Here is an 18,907-nt window from a genome sequence, read left to right on the forward strand (position 1 = left end):
AATACGAATGGGTTCAGGCTTGCCCTTGGGCCAAAACAGGCAACGGCTCGCTGCCGCGCCCTTGGGCCAGCACCTGCTCGATTACCGCGCGCAACGCCTGGCGTGCGTCGAGTCCGGCGCCGCGGGCCTGCGCCAGGCAGTCGAGCTGGTGGTCGGCGCTGGTGCCCTCGCGCAGGATGCGCTGAGCCTGGATGAAGGCGCGTTCGGCATCCACCGTGGTGGCCGGGTACCGGCCCTGCAGCTGCGCCAGCCAGCCTTCGGCGGTGACCGGCGCCTGTTCGTGAACACCGATGTATTGCCCATGCCGGCCATGGCGCTTGGCGCGCCAGTAGTTCTCCTGGGTGATCCAGCGCATCTCCCGGGTGATCGGGTCCGGGGCATGGCGCTGGGCCAGGCAGCTTTCCACCAGGTGGCGGAACAGCCCGGCGATGCACAGCACGTCCTCCAGGCGCGGGCAGGCATCGCAGATGCGCAATTCCACGGTAGGGAAGCGTCGGGACGGGCGGATCGCCCACCAGAAGTCGCCCTCCTTGGCCAACGCCCCTGTACGCTCCAGCAACGCTCGGTAACGCTCGTAGGCCCCCCAGTCGGCCAATGGCTCAGGCAGTTCCATGTGCGGCCACTCGGCACAGATCACCCGCCGGTAGCTCATGTAGCCGGTGCAGTGTCCGCCCCAGAACGGCGACGACGTGCTCAACAGCAGGAACAACGGCAGCCAGTACAGCACCTGGTTGATCAATTGGATGCGATCGCACCCCGGCGGTACACCGACATGGACATGCAAGCCGGACAACAGGCTGCGCCGGGCCACGTGCTGGTAGTCGTCGAACACCTGGCGGTAGTGCGGCGTGGTCCTGGCCCGTTGGCGCAGCCATTGGGCACTGGGGTGGCTGGCGGCGCAATACAGGCCGACGCCTTCCTGGGCCAGCGCTTCGCCCAGGCGCTGGCGACTGCCCGCCAGGAACTGGCGCGCCTCGTGCAGGTTGCCGAACACCGGCGAGGCGACTTCGATCTGGCTGCGAAACATCTCCTCGGCGAAATACGGGCCCATGATCTCCCGGCAACGTCGGGCTACCCCCAGGGAAGGCGTGGCCAACACCCGGCCACTGACAAGGTCCACCAGCAAGTATTCTTCCTCGATGCCGAAGGTGCAGGGCCGGTACATGGCCGTCACGCGTTACGGGTGACGGTCAACGCCACCGCAGCGATGCGCTCGACCCGCTCATAGCCCGGCTCGAGCAGCTGTTCGCCGAACACGTCCGGGTCCACTTCGCGGTACACCCAGCTCCACTGCGGCCCGGCCAGGCGCAGGCGAATGGCCTCGAGCAGCGCGTCCCGGCCCTCGACGATCGCGACGCCCGTGTACAACAGCAGCGAGCCGCCTGGGCTCAGGCGTTCGCGCGCCTGCTCGATGATGCGCAAGGACAGTTCGGCACCCAGCGCTCCACCTCCATGACGGTAGACCCGCTCGCTGGCATCGAGCATGTATGGCGGGTTGGCGACGATCAGGTCGAAGGTGCCGGTGATGCCATCGAGCAGATCGCTCGGCTCCACCGACAGATTGCCCACCCCGGCCAGGGCGGCGTTGATGGCGGTGTAGCGCAAGGCCAGCGGGTTGATGTCCACCGCACTGACCTGGGCATGCTGGGCGGCACGGGCGATCAGCAGTGCGCCGACACCGCTGCCGCACCCGATGTCCACGGCATGCTGGACGCGGTTAGGGCTGCGCTGCAGGTGGTCATGGATCACCTGGGCGAAACGGTAGCTGTCCGGGCCGAAGAACACGGCGTCGCTGGCATCGGTGGGAAACGCCGAATGCACCAGCAACAGGTCGTCCAGGCTCGACCAGCGCACCGTGCTGCGCAGCAAGTCGCCCTCCTCGACCAACACCTGCGCTGCGGCCAGCTGCGCAAGCTCGTCGGCCGAGATCAGCGAAGGTACGAACGGCCGGCTCCAGCCGAACACATCACGCAGCGTACGCGCCCGGTCGGTGCCCTCGCGGGCGTTGTTGCGGGCATGGGTCGCCGGCGTCACGCAGGTGAAACGATAACCATCGGCGTGCAGGCGGCGGCCCAGTTGCAGCAGGGCCTCGTCGGCCTGGATCTGTTCTTCGTCGAGCAGCATCAGCGGGGTTCCTCCTGGGCAAGCCCGGTGGCCTGGATATAGGCGCGGGTTGCGCGCAGGCCTTCCGGCAGGGCGTGGCCGTTGCCGGCCATGCGTTCGATCAGCACGGGCACCGGTGCGCGCTCGCCGTCTGTGTGGTCCGGCTCGACATCCAATTGCCAGCTACCAGGCGCCACCCGCGGTTGCTTGGGTGCCTCCCAGCCATTGGCGATCCAGTCGTGCCAGAGCTGCTTCTCGTAGGCGCTGAATACGCCGAACATGGCGGCGGCCGGGCCCTCGATCAGCTTCCACAGACGACTGCGCGCCGGATCTTCGCCCCGGCGCACCCAGCCCTGGCTCTGCAGGGCCTTGAGAAAGCCCGGCATGGCGTCCGTCTCGGACAACCAGTCGTTGACGGTGCGCCCCTGCAGGCGGCAGTGGTCCGAATGCATCATCTGGCCGAAGGCACGCTTGCGCTCCAAGGCCGCGAGCAGTTCGCCCTCGAGGTCGAAGCTGGCGATCAGGCGTGGGGTGTCGGTGCCCAGGTCGTTTAGCCGGTAGCCGCGCCGTACCCGCTGGTAGAACCCTTCGCCATCGTCTGCCGGCCAAAGCTGGCGCAGCGCTTGGATAGCCTTGTGGGCATGGCCACTGGCGGCGTTGTCGATGGTCACATGCAGCTGGAAGTAGTGGCCATCGATGCCCAGCTCGGCCAGTTCATAGGTGGTGATCAACAGGTGCAACGGCGGTTGCTCGTAGCCTAGGTTGTAACCGATCACCTCGGGCAGGAACGCGTCGGTGTTCTGCCCGAGGGCCAGCTGCACGGCCCCTTGCAGGTAGCGCTCCGGCGCCAGGGGCAAGGGTTCCAGGCAGCCCAGGCGGCTGAGCAGGCGCTGGTAGATCAGCACATGGTTGCAGCGCGGGTCGCCATCGCCCAGTTCTTCCAGGTAGGTGCGGATCAGCCCGTGGTAGCGCGGGTCGGGCCATTGGGACAACAAGCCCTGCAGCCAAGCGCCATCCACCGCCTTGGTCGGTGCCACCTGCTGCAGGAACCACAGGGCCTGGGCGCGGTTGGCGAAATAGCGGCGCGGCGCCCCTTTGCGCCGCGCCTGCAGATAGGCCGCATGGTCACGGGCGACCTTGGCGGCATGCCGCGCGGACCAATCGTCCAGTTGCGCGGGTGAAGTGGGCAGGTCATCGGGCAGCGTGTCAGCCCGGTCCAGTTGTTCGGCGAGCCATCGGGCGCTGTCTTCGCAGCGGCCTTGCAGCAGGGCCTGGTAGCGTCGGTCCAGGCTGTCGTTCGCAGCCAAGGCCGGCGCCACGGGGGCGGCCTTGCGGGTCATGACCGTCATGCCTCACTCCTTGCGCGATCAGTTGTCTTCGGACGGCACCGGTTGCGAATCAGGGGCAGGCGCTGTGGCCGGCGCGTCGGGCTTTTGCATCTGCAGCGAGGGTTTGCTGGGGTCGGCGTCCTTCGCCGGGTGGTCGTCGTCACGGTCGAAACAGCCGCCCAGCAGCGACAGGCTGCCGAGCAGGCAGATCAATGGGGCCATGCGCATGGGAAATCCTCCTGGCAGGAAGTGATCGCAGTGCCAGGGAGCCTGGCACTGCGTTGCCTCACTTACGAGCGGCCGCCCTTGCGGCTCGACTCGCTGGAACGGCCGCCACCGGAGTGCTGCCCGCCTTTACGGCCGGCTTCAGAGGCCTTCTCGCGGTCGTTGGCGAAATTGCCTGGGTTCTTCGATCCACCCTGGCTGCCGGTCCTGCTGTTTTCTTTGTTGGCCATGGTCTGTTACCTCGTGTGGCTTCGGGATGCACGGCAGCTGCCGTACATAGCTTGGGAGTACGGCGATAAAACGGGATTCGCTTTATTCCGGTACCCGCCGGACCGGTGGCATTAAATAAGCGGCCACGGTTTATTTGGCGCGCAAGCTTTGTGCTCAATGGGCCTTGGCCACACCCTGGAGCACTTCGCCGCAGACGTGGTTCTGCCGCGCACTGGCCAAGTTGCCCAGCGAAACGATGCCGACCAGGCGTTTTTCGCTGTCGACCACCGGCAGGCGGCGCTTCTCGATGTCGGCCATGTTCGCCGCCACGGTTTCCACGTCATCGCTGTCGAAGCAGTAGCAGACCTTGTCGCTCATCAGCGATTGCACGGCGCTGTCCAGCGAGCGGCCGTCAGCCACACCGCGGATGACGATGTCGCGGTCGGTGATGACGCCGATCATTCGGTCGTTGTCGCCGACCACCAGCGAGCCGATATCCTGCTCGCGCATCAGCTGGGCGGCCTCGCGCAGGCTGGTGCCGGGGCTCACGACTTGGACGTCACGGCTCATGATTTCGGAAACTTTCATGGGGTGTCCTCCTCTGTTCTGGGAAAAGTTCCGTCGGTTGCACAACGGTAGAGGACAGGGTCGAGCGCGGGTTTGAAGGGTGGCGTGGGTTAGCCGATGGATGGTGAGGCAGGCAGCCGCCGGCGCGTGGCCGGCGGCGCACGAAGGTCAAGCCTGCAACAGCAGACTCAAGTCGACACCGGCCTGGTCCATGGGCGGGCACCAGTAGTAGCCACCGGTCAGCGGGCGGCTGAAGCGGTACAAGCCATCGATGATGCCATCTTCCAGGCCGCTCATGCGCCGCAGCTGCACCTCGAAGGCGTCCAGCGAATGGCCCAGGGCCACGAACGCCAGGCCCGCGCCACGCTCATCGGCCCAGGCCACGGAGCGACGCACGACGAACGCCTCCGGGGCGAAGCTCTCCTGGGCGGTCCGCTTGACGTGGGCCGACGCAGGGGCGTCGTCGAGCTCTTCGTTGTCGCTCAGGCGGCGGCCGATGATGTTGTCCTGCTCTGCCTGGGGCAGCGACTTGAAGTAGTTCAGGTCGTGCTTCCACAGCTGGAAGGCGGCGAAGCTGGAGCCGGCCAGGCCGGCCTGGTCGCCGGCGACGATGGCCGCCTGCACGGCCGCTTCGTCCCGTGGGTTTTCGGTGCCGTCCTCGTAGCCGCTCAGGTCATGGCCGCCGCGGTGCAGGAAGCCGTCGACGCTGTCCACCAGGCGCAACGCCGGAGCCAGCGCCTGCTCCAGGGCCTGGGCGCGCAGGAACAGATCGCCCCGTTGCTGGCCACGCAGCCACAGCCACAGGGCGTGCTGGGTGCTGGGGTTCTCGACCGCTGCATTCAGCTGAGGGAAGGCGCGCAGGCCCGGAACCTCGCGGCCCAAGGCCTTGACCAGGGGCGCGCCGACACAGAGGATCAGGCTCTGCCCATCGACCTGGGGCAACAAGGCATCGAGTGCCGCAGGCAGCGCCTCGGCCGACTGCACGGCGAAGAACAGGTGACGGGCATGGGCGGGAACGGGTGTGGCAAGCAGACCTTGCTGGAACGGCATGTGTGGCTAATCCTCGGGTAGGCGCGTAATGCAAAAGCGGGAATGCTAGAGCCGTGCGGCGCAGCCTTCAAGCGGCAAATCGACTCGGGGCCGGCGCAGCGACCCGCTTCAGCGCATGCACAACTGCAACGTGCCGCGTGTCAGGGAGTGGCTAGACTGCTTTCAACTTGCCAAAGGGATGCCACCATGACCGCGTCACCGTTGCTCACCACTGTCCTGCCCATCGCCCTGGGCATCATCATGCTTGGGCTGGGGCTTTCGCTCACCCTGGCCGACTTCGCCCGGGTGGTGAAATACCCCAAGCCGGTGGTGGTGGGCCTGGCATGCCAGATCCTGCTGCTGCCGCTGGTGTGCTTCCTGATCGCCAACGGCCTGGGCCTGGAGTCGGCCCTCGCGGTTGGCCTGATGCTGCTGGCCGCCTCCCCTGGCGGCACCACGGCCAACCTGTTCAGCCACCTGGCCCATGGCGACGTGGCGCTGAACATCACCCTCACCGCGGTCAATTCGCTGATCGCCATCCTGACCATGCCGCTGCTGGTGAACCTGTCGCTGATGTGGTTCATGGCCTCGGACCAGGCCATCCCCCTGCAATTTGCCAAGGTCATGCAGGTGTTCGCCATCGTCCTGCTGCCGGTGGCCCTGGGCATGCTGGTTCGCCGCTGGGCGCCCGCCTTCGCCAACCGCATGGAGAAACCCATGAAGCTGCTGGCGGCGTTGTTCCTGGCCTTCACCATCATCCTGGCGCTGACCAAGGACTGGCAGACCGTGGTCGAGTATGCACCAGTGGTGGGTGGCGCGGCGCTGCTGTTCAACCTGCTCAGCCTGGGCGTGGGCTACTGGGTGCCAAGAATGCTCGACATTCCGCGCCGGCAGGCAATCGCCATCGGCATGGAGATCGGCATTCACAACGGCACCCTGGCCATTGCCCTGGCCCTGAGCCCTTCACTGCTGAACAACGCGACCATGGCGGTGCCCGCAGCGCTCTACAGCCTGATCATGTTCTTCACCGCTGCGGCATTCGGCTGGTGGGTCAGCCGCGGCCATACGTTGGACGCCACCCAGGCCCGAAGCCCCGCTGCGGGCGACTGAACCGGGCACCTGCGCCCCACGGGCTAAAGTGACAGAACGGGCCTGGAGAACCGTACCAAGCGAAAATGCAGACAGGCACTGCAGATTTGTCGATTGTGCATGGCATATTCGCATGCCAGGATCCTGCGATCCTCCAGCGCACGCCAAACTTCATTTGGAAAATCAATAACAAAGCAGGGAGACCGCGATGAACGCGCACGCTCATTCCGAGGCCCATGTGCTGGCCGAAATCCGCAACCATATCGGCCACCTGACCCTCAATCGCCCCGCCGGCCTCAATGCCCTGACCCTCGACATGGTGCGCAGCCTGCACTGTCATCTCGACCAGTGGGCCAACGACCCGCAGGTATACGCGGTGGTCTTGCGTGGCGAAGGCCCCAAGGGCTTCTGCGCCGGCGGTGACATCCGGTCGCTGCACGACAGCTTCAAGGCCGGCACGAGCCTGCACCGGGATTTCTTCGTCGAAGAATATGCCCTGGACCTGTGCATCCATCACTACCGCAAACCGGTGATGGTCCTGATGGACGGCTTCACCCTCGGGGGTGGCATGGGCCTGGCCCAGGGCGCCGACCTGCGCGTGGTCACCGAGCGCAGTCGCCTGGGCATGCCGGAAGTGGCCATCGGTTATTTCCCGGATGTCGGCGGCAGCTACTTCCTGTCGCGTGTTCCCGGTGAGCTGGGCACCTACCTGGGCGTCAGCGGCACACAGATCCAGGCCGCAGATGCACTGTATTGCGGCCTGGCCGACTGGTACCTGGCGAGCGACAAACTCGCCGCCCTGGATGCCGGCCTTGACCGCCTGGGCTTCGGCGACCACCCGCTCAAGGACCTGCAAGGCCTGTTGGCCAAGCTCGGCACCCAGGTGCTGGACGATGCCCCCTTGGCCAAGCTGCGCCCGGTGATCGACCACTTCTTCGCCCTGCCCGACCTGCCCAGCATCATCGAACAATTGCGCGCCGTGAGCATCGGCGACAGTCACCAATGGGCCCTGGCTACCGCCGACCAGCTGGAAAGCCGCTCGCCCCTGGCCATGGCGGTTACATTGGAGATGCTGCGTCGCGGGCGCCATCTGGACCTGGAGGCATGCTTCGCCATGGAGCTGCACCTGGACCGCCAGTGGTTCGAATACGGCGACATCATCGAGGGCGTGCGCGCGCTGATCATCGACAAGGACAAGCAGCCACGCTGGAACCCGCCGACCCTCGCCGGCCTCGACCGCCAGCGCGTGGACCAATTCTTCGAAGGCCTGTGAGCCGGGGAGTACACAGATGCAAGACCTGGAACTGAGCGAAGAACAGATCATGATCCGCGACATGGCCCGGGACTTCGCCCGTGGCGAGATCGCACCCAACGCCCAGGCGTGGGAAAAAGCCGCCTGGATCGACGACGGCGTGGTCCGCAAGATGGGCGAGCTGGGCCTGCTCGGCATGGTGGTGCCGGAAGACTTCGGCGGCAGCTACACCGACTACGTGGCCTATGCCCTGGCGGTCGAGGAAATCGCCGCCGGCGACGGCGCCACCGGTGCCTTGATGAGCATCCACAACTCGGTTGGCTGCGGCCCGCTGCTGGCCTATGGCACGCCTGAGCAGCAACAGGCCTGGCTGCCGCGCCTGGCCAGCGGCGAGGTGATCGGCTGCTTCTGCCTGACCGAACCCCAGGCCGGCTCCGAAGCCCACAACCTGCGCACCCGCGCCGAGCTGGTGGACGGCCACTGGGTGATCAACGGCGCCAAGCAGTTCGTCAGCAACGCCCGCCGCGCAGGGCTGGCCATCGTCTTCGCGGTGACCGACCCTGAGCTTGGCAAGAAAGGCCTCTCGGCGTTTCTGGTGCCCACCGATAACCCCGGTTTCAAGGTCGACCGCAGCGAGCACAAGATGGGTATCCGTGCCTCCGACACCTGCGCGGTGACCCTGGACAACTGCCGCATCCCGGCCGCCAACCTGCTGGGCGAGCGTGGCAAGGGCCTGGCCATCGCCCTGTCCAATCTCGAGGGCGGGCGTATCGGCATCGCCGCGCAGGCCCTGGGTATCGCCCGCGCCGCGTTCGAGGCGGCATTGGCCTATTCCCGCGATCGCGTGCAGTTCGGCAAGCCGATCAATGAACACCAGAGCATCGCCAACCTGCTGGCCGACATGCAGGTGCAGGTCAATGCCGCACGCCTGTTGATCCTCCACGCCGCGCGCCTGCGCAGCGCCGGCAAGCCCTGCCTGTCCGAAGCGTCACAGGCCAAGCTGTTCGCCTCGGAGATGGCCGAGCGGGTGTGCTCGATGGCGATCCAGGTGCATGGTGGCTACGGCTACCTGGAGGACTACCCGGTGGAGCGCTACTACCGCGATGCGCGCATCACGCAGATCTACGAGGGTTCCAGCGAAATCCAGCGCATGTTGATCGCGCGGGAGCTCAAGCAATACGCCCTCTGAGCGACAGGCGATGCACGCCCCTCCTGGGGAAATGCGGCGTGCACGGTACAACGATGATCGGCGCCATAGCATTTATCCATTGAACACACCGCCGAAGGTGCAGTAAGCTCGGGCTCATTCACTTGGAGAGCAACATGACCCACAGCATCCGCAACCACGCCAACCACACCGGTCGCACCGCGCGCCCAGTGCTGGCCGTTGCTCGCTGCCAGGCCGTTGCCAGCTTCTATTTTGGGTATTGGTTTAGCCACTAGGCGCCGCTGATACCCACACGGCGCCCACCTTCGAGGGGCCGCCGAACACGAGAATACTCAAACCCCCGGTCGGCTCCCCGCCCCGGGGGTTTTGCTTTTCCAGGCTTTTGAAAAACACCGATCCACATTGAGGACAGATTCATGAACGACATCGCTTATTACTACGCAGACACCTACGCCTGGCGATTTAGCCAATCCCGTTCGGGCCAGCCTGCCGCCTCCGTTCGGTCGCTCCTGGGTGGCAACGCCGTACGCAGTACCACACCGAATATCTGTCGAACACCTCGATAGGGCCGACCGCGCGGGCCTGAACCCGCCATCCGCCCAGGGAAACACGCCATGCACTCGTCGAACCTCGCACTGCCCCTGACCCAGCCCCAGGCTGCCAACACCGCCGTCAGCCAACGCCTGCCAAGCCCGCACCTGCTCAAGCAGCAGATGCCACTGGGCAGCGCCCTCGCCCAGCAAGTCCAACAACATCGCCAGGCCATACGCGCCATTCTCGAAGGCCTCGACCCACGCCTGCTGGTGGTGGTCGGCCCATGCTCGCTGCACGATCCACGCTCGGCACTCGAATACGCCGACCGCCTGGCGGCCCTCAGCCGCGAAGTGGACGACAAGCTGCTGCTGGTGATGCGTGCCTACGTCGAGAAGCCGCGCACCACGGTGGGCTGGAAAGGCCTGGCCTACGACCCGCACCTGGACGGCAGCGATGACATGCACGGCGGTATCGCCCTGTCCCGCGGGCTGATGCTGGGCATGATCGAGCGCGGCCTGCCGGTCGCCACCGAGTTGCTGCAACCGATGGCCGCCGGCTACTTCGACGACCTGCTGGGCTGGGCCGCCATTGGCGCACGTACCACCGAGTCGCAGATCCACCGCGAGATGGTCAGTGGCCTGGAGCTCCCGGTGGGTTTCAAGAACGGCACCGACGGTGGCGTCGGCATCGCCTGCGACGCCATGCGCAGCGCCGCCCACCCGCACCGCCATTTCGGCATGGATGCCCAAGGCCACCCGGCGATCATCGAGACCCTGGGCAACGCCGATACCCACCTGGTCCTGCGGGGCGGGCACCAGGGCCCCAACTACGATGCCGCCAGCATCGCCCAGGCCCGCCAGGGGCTGGCCAAGGCCGGCTTGACCGCCCGCATCATGGTCGATTGCAGCCACGCCAACAGCGGCAAGGACCCGGCCCGCCAGCCAGCGGTGTTCGAGGATGTGCTGGAGCAGCGTGTGCAAGGTGACCGCTCGATCATCGGCATGATGCTCGAGGGCCATTTGTTCGACGGCTGCCAGACGCTGGGCAAGGGCCCGTTGCAATACGGCGTGTCGATCACCGACGGCTGCCTGGGCTGGGACGCCACCGAGGCATTGCTGCGACGCGCGGCCGAGCGTTTGTGAAGCAAGGGCAAGCCTGGCGAGACATACCCCGGACAAGTGCGCTAGGCTTGCCTTTTTCACCCAAGGAGTACCTTCCCATGGCACGTGCCACTGCCCGCCACATCCTGGTCAGCACCGAAGAGAAGTGCAACGAACTCAAGGCGCAGATCGAAGCCGGCGCCGACTTCGCCGAAGTCGCCAAGGCCAACTCCACTTGCCCATCCAGCCGCCAGGGCGGCGACCTGGGCTCGTTCGGCCCGGGCCAGATGGTCAAGGAATTCGACACCGTGGTGTTCAGCGCCCCAGTCAACACCGTGCAAGGCCCGGTCAAGACCCAGTTCGGCTACCACCTGTTGGAAGTGACCAGCCGCCAGGACTGAGCCAGACTTGGCCCTGCCTGCCCGCCTCCCCTCTGTGGGAGCGGGCTTGCCCGGCGATTGCGCCAGCAGGGGCGACACCGTTGCCGCCGCTGGCGCAACCGCGGGGCAAGTCCGCTCCCGCAGGGGCATGCGTCGCTCGATAGCGTGGTGCATCGTCTGGCTCCTCGGCCTGCCCTCGACGGGCCACGCCACACCCAGCCACGCCCTCACCGTCTACGGCCAAACCCCGCGCTATTCCGCCTCCTTCGGCCACTTCGATTACGTCAACCCCGACGCCCCCAAGGGCGGCATCCTACGTCGCTCGGCGCTGGAAATTGGCCAGTTCGACCATATCCTGCCGTACATCGACAAGGGCATCGGCGTCAGCGAAGTCGATGGTTGGCTCTATGCTCCGCTGGCGGTGCGCTCGTTCGACGAGCCCTATACCGTCTATGGCTTGATCGCCCAACGCATGGAGCGCGGCCCCGACGATGCCTGGCTGCGTCTGGAGATCGACCCGCGCGCGCGCTTCGCCGATGGCAAGCCGGTACGCGCCGAAGACGTGCGCTTTACCTTCGAGCTGTTGATGAGCAAGGGCAGCCTGCGCTACCGCACCCAGTTCGCCGATGTCGCCGCCGTGGTGGTCGAAGGCCCACGCACGGTGCGTTTCGACTTCAGGCAACCCCACGGCCGCACCCTGCCCCTGGACTTGGCCAGTCTGCCAGTGCTGCCCGAACATGACTGGCAGCAGCGCGACTTCGCCAATGGCGCAGGCTTCGACAAACCGGTGGGCAGTGGCCCCTATCGCATCGGGCGGATCGACAACGGCCGCAGCATCACCTTCGAGCGCGACCCGACCTGGTGGGCCCGGGACCTGCCCACCAGCCGCGGGCGCTACAATTTCGAACGCATCCGCATCGAGTACTTCGGCGATACCGAGGTCGCCCGCCAGGTCCTGCGTGGCGGTGGCTACGACTACAACCGTGAATTCTCCGCCACCGCGTTCACCCTCGGCTACAACGGCGACGCCCTGGATGACGGGCGCCTGCAGCGGGCGCATCTGGGCCCGGCCAAGCCGCAGACTGCCCAGGGTTTCGTGTTCAACCTGGAACGACCGGTGTTCCAGGACCGCCGCGTGCGCCAGGCCCTGGCCATGCTCTGGGACTTCGAATGGAGCAACCGGCAGATGATGCGCAACCTGTACATCCGCCAGCAGAGCGTGTTCTCCAATACCCCGCTGGCCGCACGCCAATTGCCTGATGCCGCCGAGCTGAAGCTGCTCGAGCCGCTGCGCGACCGGGTGCCGGACGAAGTCTTCACCCAGGTCTTCCAGGCGCCGGTGACCGATGGCTCGGGCATCATCCGCCCCCAGCAGTTGCAGGCCCTGGCCTTGCTGCAAGCGGCCGGCTGGCGGCCACACGAGGACCGCCTGGTGAATGCCATGGGCGAGCCCCTGAGCTTTACCTTCCTCAATGGCCAGTCAGGCCTGGAGCGTCTGTTGTTGCCGTGGAAGCGTAACCTGGCGCAGATCGGCATCGCCCTGAATATTCGCAACGTCGACTCGGCCCAGTACGTCAACCGCCTGATGGCGCGCGACTACGACATGATCGTCACCGGCTACCCGGTCACCCTCTCACCCGGTGCCGAGCTGTACAACTATTTCGGCTCGGCCGCTGCCAAGGACCCTGGCTCGAACAACCTCATGGTGCTGCGCGACCCGGCCGTGGACACGCTGCTCGATGGCCTGGTGCGCGCCGACACCCAGGCCGACATGCTGCACCATGCCCGCGCCCTGGACCGGGTGCTGCAGTGGAACTACTACTGGATCCCCAATTACTACCCGCCGGGCAGCTCCACGGTCTGGTGGAACCGCTTCGGCCTGCCCAAGGTGCAGGCCGCCTATGACGAGGGCCTGGATACCTGGTGGGAAATCAGCCCGACACCGCTGACCGACGCCCAGATGGCCGAACGCTTGAAGGCCACCCCATGACGGCCTACATCCTGCGCCGCCTGCTGCTGATCATCCCCACGTTGCTGGCGATCCTGCTGGTCAACTTCGCCATCGTCCAGGCGGCCCCCGGCGGGCCGGTGGAGCAGGCGGTGGCGCGCCTGCAGGGTATCGGCGGTGGCGCACCGGGTGCGCGGGCCGAGACGGTGCAGGGCGAGTCCCGCGCGAGCCGTGGGTTGGACCCCAAGCTGATCGAGGCGATCAAACGTCAGTATGGCTTCGACAAGTCCGCCCCCGAGCGCCTGTGGTTGATGCTTGGCCAATATGCCCGCCTGGACTTCGGCCAGAGTTTCTTCCGAGGGGCGAAAGTCACCGACCTGATTTTGGAAAAGCTCCCGGTAACCCTGTCGCTGGGCTTCTGGGCCACGCTGATCACTTACCTGGTGTCGATCCCCCTGGGCATCCGCAAGGCCGTACGCCATGGCAGCCGCTTCGATGCCTGGAGCAGCGCCTTGATCATCGTCGGCTATGCCCTGCCCTCGTTCCTGTTCGCCCTGCTGTTGATCGTGCTGTTCGCCGGGGGCACGTCACTGAACTGGTTCCCGGTACGCGGGCTGGTCTCGGAGGACTTCGACCAGCTCAGTGTGCTGGGCAAGGTCGCCGACTATTTCTGGCACTTGGTGCTGCCGGTCGGGGCCCTGGTGATCGGCGGCTTCGCCACCCTGACGCTGCTGACCAAGAACGCCTTCCTCGACGAGATCTCCCGCCAGTATGTGGTCACCGCCCGGGCCAAGGGCCTGAGCGAGAGGCGGGTACTCTATGGCCATGTGCTGCGCAACGCCATGCTGCTGGTCCTGGCCGGGCTGCCCCAGGCGCTGATCACGGTGTTCTTCGCAGGCTCGCTGCTGATCGAGGTGATCTTCTCCCTCGACGGCCTGGGCCGCATGAGCTATGAAGCCGCCGTGTCGCGAGACTACCCGGTGGTGTTCGGCACCCTGTTCATCTTCACCTTGGCCGGGCTGTTGATCCGCCTGGCGGGCGACCTCGGCTATACCCTGCTCGACCCACGCATCGATTTCGACACGAGGGCGCACTGATGCTCTCCCCGGTCGCCCGTCGGCGCTTGCGGTGTTTCCGGCGCAACCGTCTGGGTTGGGTCTCGTTGTGGCTGTTCACCGGCATCCTGCTGCTGAGCCTGGGTGCGGAGCTGGTGGCCAACGACAAGCCGCTGCTGCTCTCCTACAAGGGCGAGCTCTACACCCCGGCACTCAAGCGCTACACCGAGCAGCAGTTTGGTGGCCAACTGCCCTTCCAGCCGGACTACCGTAGCACCTATGTGCGCCAGCTGATCGAAGGCCAGGGTGGCTGGATGCTGTTCGCACCGATTCCGTTCAGCGCCGATACCCCCAACTACGACCTGCAAGTGCCCACGCCCAGCCCGCCGAGTGCCAGCAATTGGCTGGGCACCGATGACCAGGGCCGTGATGTGCTGGCGCGGGTGTTGTACGGCACGCGTGTGTCGCTGCTGTTCGCCTTCGCCTTGACGCTGGTCAGCGTGCTGATCGGCGTCACCGCGGGGGCGCTGCAGGGCTACCACGGCGGCTGGGTGGACCTGCTCGGCCAGCGTTTGCTGGAGGTCTGGTCAGGGTTGCCGGTGCTCTATCTACTGATCATCCTCAGCGGTTTCGTCGAACCGGATTTCTGGTGGTTGCTGGGAATCATGGCGTTGTTCTCCTGGCTGACCCTGGTGGACGTGGTGCGCGCCGAGTTCCTCCGTGGGCGCAACCTGGAGTACGTGAAAGCTGCACGGGCCCTGGGCTTGCCGGATGGGCAGGTGATGCTGCGGCACATCCTGCCCAACGCCATGAACGCCACCCTGACCTACGTACCGTTCATGCTCACCGGGGCCATCACCACCCTGACAGCCCTGGACTTCCTCGGCTTCGGCATGCCGGCGGGCAGTGCCTCGCTGGGCGAGCTGGTGACCCAGGGCAAGCAGCACCTGGAGGCTCCCTGGCTGGGCTTCACGGCGTTCTTTGCCTTGGCGCTGATTCTCTCGCTGCTGGTGTTCATCGGCGATGCCCTGCGCGAGGCATTCGACCCACGGGCATAGCCGCTCACAAGAGTGGCACTTATAGCCATAATCCTTGCCACCGCATTCCAAAGGCCCGGCCCCATGCAACAAAGCGACAGCCTCAAGGACTATCCCAAGGTTCGCCAACTGGCGATCCGCTCGTTGTTCGAGATCATCGAGCAATCCAGCGAGGGCACGGTGATCGTCGATCGCCAGGCACGCATCGTCTGGATGAACGAGCGCTACGCCCGGCGCTTTGGTCTGGTGGATGCGGCCAGCGCCATCGGCCAGCCCTGTGAGGCGGTGATTCCCGGTAGCCTGATGCGCGAGGTGGTCAGCAACGGGCGACCGATCCTGCTGGACATGCTCGACACGCCCAACGAGCCGTTGGTGGTGATGCGCCTGCCGATCCACGATGAGCGCGGCGAGCTGATCGGCGCCATCGGCTTCGCCCTGTTCGACGAACTGCGCAGTCTCTCGCCGTTGCTCAAACGCTATTCAAGCATGCAGCAGGAACTGGCTTCGACACGTTCGCAACTGAAGGCACGCCAGGCCAAGTACAGCTTCGCCCAGTTCGTCGGCACCAGTGCCGCAAGCCTGGAGGCCAAGCGCCGGGCACGCCGAGGCGCGGGCAGCGACTCCCCGGTCTTGCTGCTGGGCGAGACCGGCACCGGCAAGGAACTGCTGGCCCACGCGATCCATGCCGCCTCGCCACGGGCGCACAAGGCATTCGTTAGCATCAACAGCGCAGCCATTCCGGAGACCTTGCTGGAAGCCGAGTTCTTCGGCACGGCGCCAGGCGCATTCACCGGAGCCGATCGCAAGGGGCGCAGCGGCAAGCTGCAACTGGCCGAAGGCGGCACCCTGTTCCTCGATGAAATCGGCGATATGCCGCTGGCCCTGCAAAGCAAGTTGCTGCGGGTACTGCAGGAGAAGGAGTACGAGCCGGTCGGCTCCAACCAGATGCTGCGCAGCGATGTACGCGTCATTGCGGCCACGTCGATCGACCTGCAGGCGGCCATGGCCAGCGGCGCGTTTCGCGCCGACCTGTATTACCGGCTCAACGTGCTGCCCATCGAAGTACCGCCCCTGCGCGAACGCCTGGGCGATCTGCCGGCGCTGTGCGAGGCAATCCTGGCCGAGCTGGGCAGCCAGTACGAGCTCGAACCCGACGCCCAGGCGTTGCTGGCACGCCACGCCTGGCCTGGCAATATCCGTGAACTGCGCAATGTGCTGGAGCGTGCGACGCTGCTGGCGGATCAGCCGCGCCTGGGGGTGGACGATGTACGCTCGGCGCTTGGGCCGTTGACCCCTCTCGCGCCGGTGGGTGCAGTACCTCAGGGGTACCGTCAGGCGTGCGAGGCATTCGAGCGCAGATTGATCGCCGATGCCCTGGCCAGTTGCGCTGGGAATGTGCCGCAAGCCGCGAAGGCGCTGGGGTTGGGGCGGTCGACGCTGTACAAGAAGATGATCGCTTTAGGGATTCAGTCTCAATAATGAGACTTTGCTCTCGAACTGGAGACGGCCTTTTGAGTGGGAGCTGGCGAAGCCTGCGATGGGCTGCGCAGCAGCCCCAGCAGTCTCAAAAGCGAGACGCATGCACGCAAATGTTATTTAAACCCCATATAAATCAATAGGTTACAAATCTGGCACGGATCCCGCTATCTCCTCGTTCAACCATAAAAACAACGATCTGGAGACTCCCTCGATGACTGTGCTCATCGCCCTCGCTGCCTTGGCCCTATTGATGTTGGCCGCCTATCGCGGCTACAGCGTCATCCTCTTCGCCCCCATCGCCGCCCTCGGCGCCGTCCTGCTCACCGACCCTGGGGCCGTGGCCCCGACCTTCACGGGCGTGTTCATGGAGAAGATGGTCGGCTTCATCAAGCTGTACTTCCCGGTGTTCTTGCTCGGCGCCGTGTTCGGCAAGCTGATCGAGCTCTCCGGCTTCTCGCGCTCGATCGTCGCAGCCGCCATTCGCTTGCTGGGCACGCGCCAGGCCATGTTGGTGATCGTTCTGGTGTGCGCGTTGCTCACCTACGGCGGCGTGTCGTTGTTCGTCGTGGTGTTCGCGGTGTACCCCTTCGCAGCCGAAATGTTCCGCCAGAGCGACATCCCCAAGCGGCTGATTCCGGCGACCATCGCCCTGGGCGCGTTCTCCTTCACCATGGACGCCCTGCCCGGTACCCCGCAGATCCAGAACATCATCCCCAGCACCTTCTTCAACACCACCGCCTGGGCCGCGCCCTGGCTCGGGCTGATCGGCACCCTGTTCGTGTTCAGCGCCGGCATGCTCTACCTGCGTCGCCAGCGCAACAAGGCCCAGCGCGCGGGCGAAGGCTACGGCAATGACCTGCGCAACGAGCCGGAAACCGCAGACGACCTGGCTTTGCCCAACCCATGGCTGGCCCTTTCGCCGCTGGTGCTGGTGGGCGTGATGAACCTGCTGTTCACCCACTGGATCCCCCAGTGGTACGGCGCGACCCATACCCTGCAACTGCCGGGCATGAGCGCGCCGGTGCAAAGCGACGTAGCCAAGCTGACCGCCATCTGGGCAGTGCAGGCCGCCTTGTTGGTGGGCATCCTGATGGTGCTGGTGTGCGCCTTCGGCGCCATCCGCCAGCGCCTGGCCGAGGGCACCAAGAGCGCGGTCGGCGGCGCCCTGCTGGCGGCCATGAACACCGCCTCGGAGTATGGCTTCGGCGCGGTGATCGCCTCGCTGCCAGGCTTTCTGGTACTGGCTGACGCCCTGCGCGCCATCCCCAACCCGCTGGTCAACGAAGCGATCACCGTCACGCTGCTGGCAGGCATCACCGGCTCGGCGTCCGGCGGCATGAGCATTGCGCTTGCAGCCATGAGCGAGAGCTTCATCGCCGCCGCCCACGCCGCCGACATTCCCCTCGATGTGCTGCACCGGGTCGCCGCCATGGCCAGCGGCGGCATGGATACCCTGCCGCACAACGGTGCGGTGATCACCTTGTTGGCCGTCACCGGGCTGACCCATCGCGAAGCCTACAAGGACATTTTCGGTATTACCCTGATCAAGACCCTGGCGGTTTTCGTGGTCATCGCCACGTTCTACGCCACCGGCATCGTCTAAGGAGACTGGCATGACACTCAACGGCAAGACCGCACTGGTCACAGGTTCCACCAGCGGCATCGGCCTGGGGATAGCCCGGGTGCTGGCCGGCGCAGGCGCGAATATCGTGTTGAACGGCTTCGGCGACCCGGCACCGGCACTGGCCGAGATCGCCCGGCTGGGCGTGCCGGTCATTCATCACCCGGCCGACCTCTCCGATGTGGCCCAGATCGAGGCGCTGTTCGCCTTGGCCGAGCGCGAATTCGGTGGTGTCGACATCCTGGTCAATAACGCGGGCATCCAGCACGTGGCGCCGGTGGAGCAGTTCCCCATCGAGACCTGGGACAAGATCATCGCCCTTAACCTCAGCGCCGTGTTCCACGGCACCCGCCTGGCGCTGCCCGGCATGCGCGCGCGCAGTTGGGGGCGAATCGTCAACATCGCATCGGTACATGGCCTGGTGGGCTCCACCGGCAAGGCCGCCTATGTGGCAGCCAAGCATGGCGTGGTGGGGTTGACCAAGGTTGTGGGCCTGGAAACCGCCACCAGCAACATCACCTGCAACGCCATCTGCCCAGGGTGGGTGCTCACGCCGCTGGTGCAGAAACAGATCGACGACCGCGCCGCCTCAGGCATTGACCCACAGCAGGCGCAACACGATCTGTTGGCTGAAAAGCAGCCTTCCGTGGCATTTGTAACACCTCAGCACCTCGGAGAGCTGGTATTGTTCCTGTGCAGCGAAGCCGGTAGCCAGGTCCGTGGTGCCGCCTGGAACGTCGATGGCGGTTGGCTGGCCCAGTGAGGGCCCGCCGGGATCTGGC

17 protein-coding genes and 1 pseudogene are annotated in these 18,907 nt (G+C 65.8%); 11 read left to right on the forward strand and 7 right to left on the reverse strand.

The window, feature by feature from the left end:
- Positions 1–13 precede the first annotated feature (13 nt).
- The 7 genes and pseudogenes from ACNFCI_RS10490 to ACNFCI_RS10520 all read right to left on the reverse strand — a co-directional run bounded on the left by ACNFCI_RS10490 (position 14) and on the right by ACNFCI_RS10520 (position 5,483).
- Positions 14–1,165: a carboxylate-amine ligase gene (locus tag ACNFCI_RS10490; RefSeq protein WP_368828911.1), complete on the reverse strand. Its 1,152-nt coding sequence runs from the start codon at positions 1,163–1,165 to the stop codon at positions 14–16.
- A 5-nt stretch (positions 1,166–1,170) separates the two neighbouring features.
- A complete protein-coding gene (locus ACNFCI_RS10495) occupies positions 1,171–2,124 on the reverse strand; it encodes a methyltransferase (protein WP_084857770.1) in 954 nt (317 codons plus the stop codon).
- Positions 2,124–3,452: an iron-containing redox enzyme family protein gene (locus tag ACNFCI_RS10500; protein WP_368828910.1), complete on the reverse strand. Its 1,329-nt coding sequence runs from the start codon at positions 3,450–3,452 to the stop codon at positions 2,124–2,126. The genes ACNFCI_RS10495 and ACNFCI_RS10500 overlap by 1 nt, the downstream gene beginning before the upstream one ends.
- 18 nt (positions 3,453–3,470) lie before the next feature.
- Positions 3,471–3,659, reverse strand: a complete 189-nt coding sequence (locus ACNFCI_RS10505; protein WP_084857767.1) for a hypothetical protein — start codon at positions 3,657–3,659, stop codon at positions 3,471–3,473.
- A gap of 62 nt (positions 3,660–3,721) precedes the next feature.
- Positions 3,722–3,841: pseudogene (locus ACNFCI_RS10510) on the reverse strand (KGG domain-containing protein); the annotation flags it as partial.
- Positions 3,842–4,040: 199 nt separating this feature from the next.
- Entirely contained in the window at positions 4,041–4,454 is a 414-nt protein-coding gene (locus tag ACNFCI_RS10515; protein ID WP_368828909.1) for a CBS domain-containing protein, read from the reverse strand.
- A gap of 147 nt (positions 4,455–4,601) precedes the next feature.
- On the reverse strand, positions 4,602–5,483 hold the full coding sequence (locus ACNFCI_RS10520; protein WP_368828908.1) for a Dyp-type peroxidase: 882 nt from the start codon (positions 5,481–5,483) through the stop codon (positions 4,602–4,604).
- Between the two features lie 186 nt (positions 5,484–5,669).
- Between ACNFCI_RS10520 and ACNFCI_RS10525 the strand changes: the two genes are divergently transcribed.
- The 11 genes from ACNFCI_RS10525 to hbdH all read left to right on the forward strand — a co-directional run bounded on the left by ACNFCI_RS10525 (position 5,670) and on the right by hbdH (position 18,888).
- Positions 5,670–6,572: a bile acid:sodium symporter family protein gene (locus tag ACNFCI_RS10525; RefSeq protein WP_084857761.1), complete on the forward strand. Its 903-nt coding sequence runs from the start codon at positions 5,670–5,672 to the stop codon at positions 6,570–6,572.
- A 187-nt stretch (positions 6,573–6,759) separates the two neighbouring features.
- Positions 6,760–7,824, forward strand: coding sequence for an enoyl-CoA hydratase/isomerase family protein (locus tag ACNFCI_RS10530; RefSeq protein ID WP_084857759.1), 1,065 nt, complete (start codon positions 6,760–6,762; stop codon positions 7,822–7,824).
- Between the two features lie 16 nt (positions 7,825–7,840).
- The gene (locus tag ACNFCI_RS10535) at positions 7,841–8,992 is read left to right on the forward strand and encodes an acyl-CoA dehydrogenase family protein (RefSeq protein WP_084857757.1); all 1,152 of its coding nucleotides are present in this window, start codon (positions 7,841–7,843) and stop codon (positions 8,990–8,992) included.
- Positions 8,993–9,585: 593 nt separating this feature from the next.
- Entirely contained in the window at positions 9,586–10,647 is a 1,062-nt protein-coding gene (locus ACNFCI_RS10540) for a 3-deoxy-7-phosphoheptulonate synthase (RefSeq protein WP_084857754.1), read from the forward strand.
- Between the two features lie 77 nt (positions 10,648–10,724).
- Positions 10,725–11,006, forward strand: coding sequence for a peptidylprolyl isomerase (locus ACNFCI_RS10545; RefSeq protein WP_084857752.1), 282 nt, complete (start codon positions 10,725–10,727; stop codon positions 11,004–11,006).
- Positions 11,007–11,133: 127 nt separating this feature from the next.
- Entirely contained in the window at positions 11,134–12,975 is a 1,842-nt protein-coding gene (locus ACNFCI_RS10550) for an extracellular solute-binding protein (RefSeq protein WP_368828907.1), read from the forward strand.
- A complete protein-coding gene (locus tag ACNFCI_RS10555) occupies positions 12,972–14,030 on the forward strand; it encodes a microcin C ABC transporter permease YejB (protein ID WP_084857748.1) in 1,059 nt (352 codons plus the stop codon). The genes ACNFCI_RS10550 and ACNFCI_RS10555 overlap by 4 nt, the downstream gene beginning before the upstream one ends.
- Complete coding sequence (locus tag ACNFCI_RS10560) at positions 14,030–15,046, forward strand: ABC transporter permease (protein WP_324811887.1); 1,017 nt, start codon at positions 14,030–14,032, stop codon at positions 15,044–15,046. Before ACNFCI_RS10555 ends, ACNFCI_RS10560 begins: the two co-directional genes overlap by 1 nt.
- A gap of 63 nt (positions 15,047–15,109) precedes the next feature.
- Positions 15,110–16,504, forward strand: a complete 1,395-nt coding sequence (locus ACNFCI_RS10565) for a sigma-54 interaction domain-containing protein (RefSeq protein ID WP_368828906.1) — start codon at positions 15,110–15,112, stop codon at positions 16,502–16,504.
- A gap of 211 nt (positions 16,505–16,715) precedes the next feature.
- Positions 16,716–18,107: a GntP family permease gene (locus ACNFCI_RS10570; protein ID WP_368828905.1), complete on the forward strand. Its 1,392-nt coding sequence runs from the start codon at positions 16,716–16,718 to the stop codon at positions 18,105–18,107.
- Positions 18,108–18,117: 10 nt separating this feature from the next.
- A complete protein-coding gene (gene hbdH / locus ACNFCI_RS10575) occupies positions 18,118–18,888 on the forward strand; it encodes a 3-hydroxybutyrate dehydrogenase (protein WP_368828904.1) in 771 nt (256 codons plus the stop codon).
- Positions 18,889–18,907: the final 19 nt, after the last annotated feature.

It is taken from the genome of Pseudomonas sp. NY15356, from assembly GCF_048068175.1.
Classification (GTDB): domain Bacteria; phylum Pseudomonadota; class Gammaproteobacteria; order Pseudomonadales; family Pseudomonadaceae; genus Aquipseudomonas; species Aquipseudomonas putida_K.

Bases quoted from the DNA above. Each gene is read 5' to 3' on its own strand.
- ACNFCI_RS10520 (WP_368828908.1), bottom strand. From the start codon at position 5,483: ATGCCGTTCCAGCAAGGTCTGCTTGCCACACCCGTTCCCGCCCATGCC.
- ACNFCI_RS10550 (WP_368828907.1), top strand. From the start codon at position 11,134: ATGCGTCGCTCGATAGCGTGGTGCATCGTCTGGCTCCTCGGCCTGCCC.
- hbdH (WP_368828904.1), top strand. From the start codon at position 18,118: ATGACACTCAACGGCAAGACCGCACTGGTCACAGGTTCCACCAGCGGC.
- ACNFCI_RS10570 (WP_368828905.1), top strand. From the start codon at position 16,716: ATGACTGTGCTCATCGCCCTCGCTGCCTTGGCCCTATTGATGTTGGCC.
- ACNFCI_RS10555 (WP_084857748.1), top strand. From the start codon at position 12,972: ATGACGGCCTACATCCTGCGCCGCCTGCTGCTGATCATCCCCACGTTG.
- ACNFCI_RS10490 (WP_368828911.1), bottom strand. From the start codon at position 1,165: ATGTACCGGCCCTGCACCTTCGGCATCGAGGAAGAATACTTGCTGGTG.
- ACNFCI_RS10515 (WP_368828909.1), bottom strand. From the start codon at position 4,454: ATGAAAGTTTCCGAAATCATGAGCCGTGACGTCCAAGTCGTGAGCCCC.
- ACNFCI_RS10560 (WP_324811887.1), top strand. From the start codon at position 14,030: ATGCTCTCCCCGGTCGCCCGTCGGCGCTTGCGGTGTTTCCGGCGCAAC.
- ACNFCI_RS10495 (WP_084857770.1), bottom strand. From the start codon at position 2,124: ATGCTGCTCGACGAAGAACAGATCCAGGCCGACGAGGCCCTGCTGCAA.
- ACNFCI_RS10500 (WP_368828910.1), bottom strand. From the start codon at position 3,452: ATGACGGTCATGACCCGCAAGGCCGCCCCCGTGGCGCCGGCCTTGGCT.
- ACNFCI_RS10505 (WP_084857767.1), bottom strand. From the start codon at position 3,659: ATGCGCATGGCCCCATTGATCTGCCTGCTCGGCAGCCTGTCGCTGCTG.
- ACNFCI_RS10540 (WP_084857754.1), top strand. From the start codon at position 9,586: ATGCACTCGTCGAACCTCGCACTGCCCCTGACCCAGCCCCAGGCTGCC.
- ACNFCI_RS10545 (WP_084857752.1), top strand. From the start codon at position 10,725: ATGGCACGTGCCACTGCCCGCCACATCCTGGTCAGCACCGAAGAGAAG.
- ACNFCI_RS10535 (WP_084857757.1), top strand. From the start codon at position 7,841: ATGCAAGACCTGGAACTGAGCGAAGAACAGATCATGATCCGCGACATG.
- ACNFCI_RS10525 (WP_084857761.1), top strand. From the start codon at position 5,670: ATGACCGCGTCACCGTTGCTCACCACTGTCCTGCCCATCGCCCTGGGC.
- ACNFCI_RS10530 (WP_084857759.1), top strand. From the start codon at position 6,760: ATGAACGCGCACGCTCATTCCGAGGCCCATGTGCTGGCCGAAATCCGC.
- ACNFCI_RS10565 (WP_368828906.1), top strand. From the start codon at position 15,110: ATGCAACAAAGCGACAGCCTCAAGGACTATCCCAAGGTTCGCCAACTG.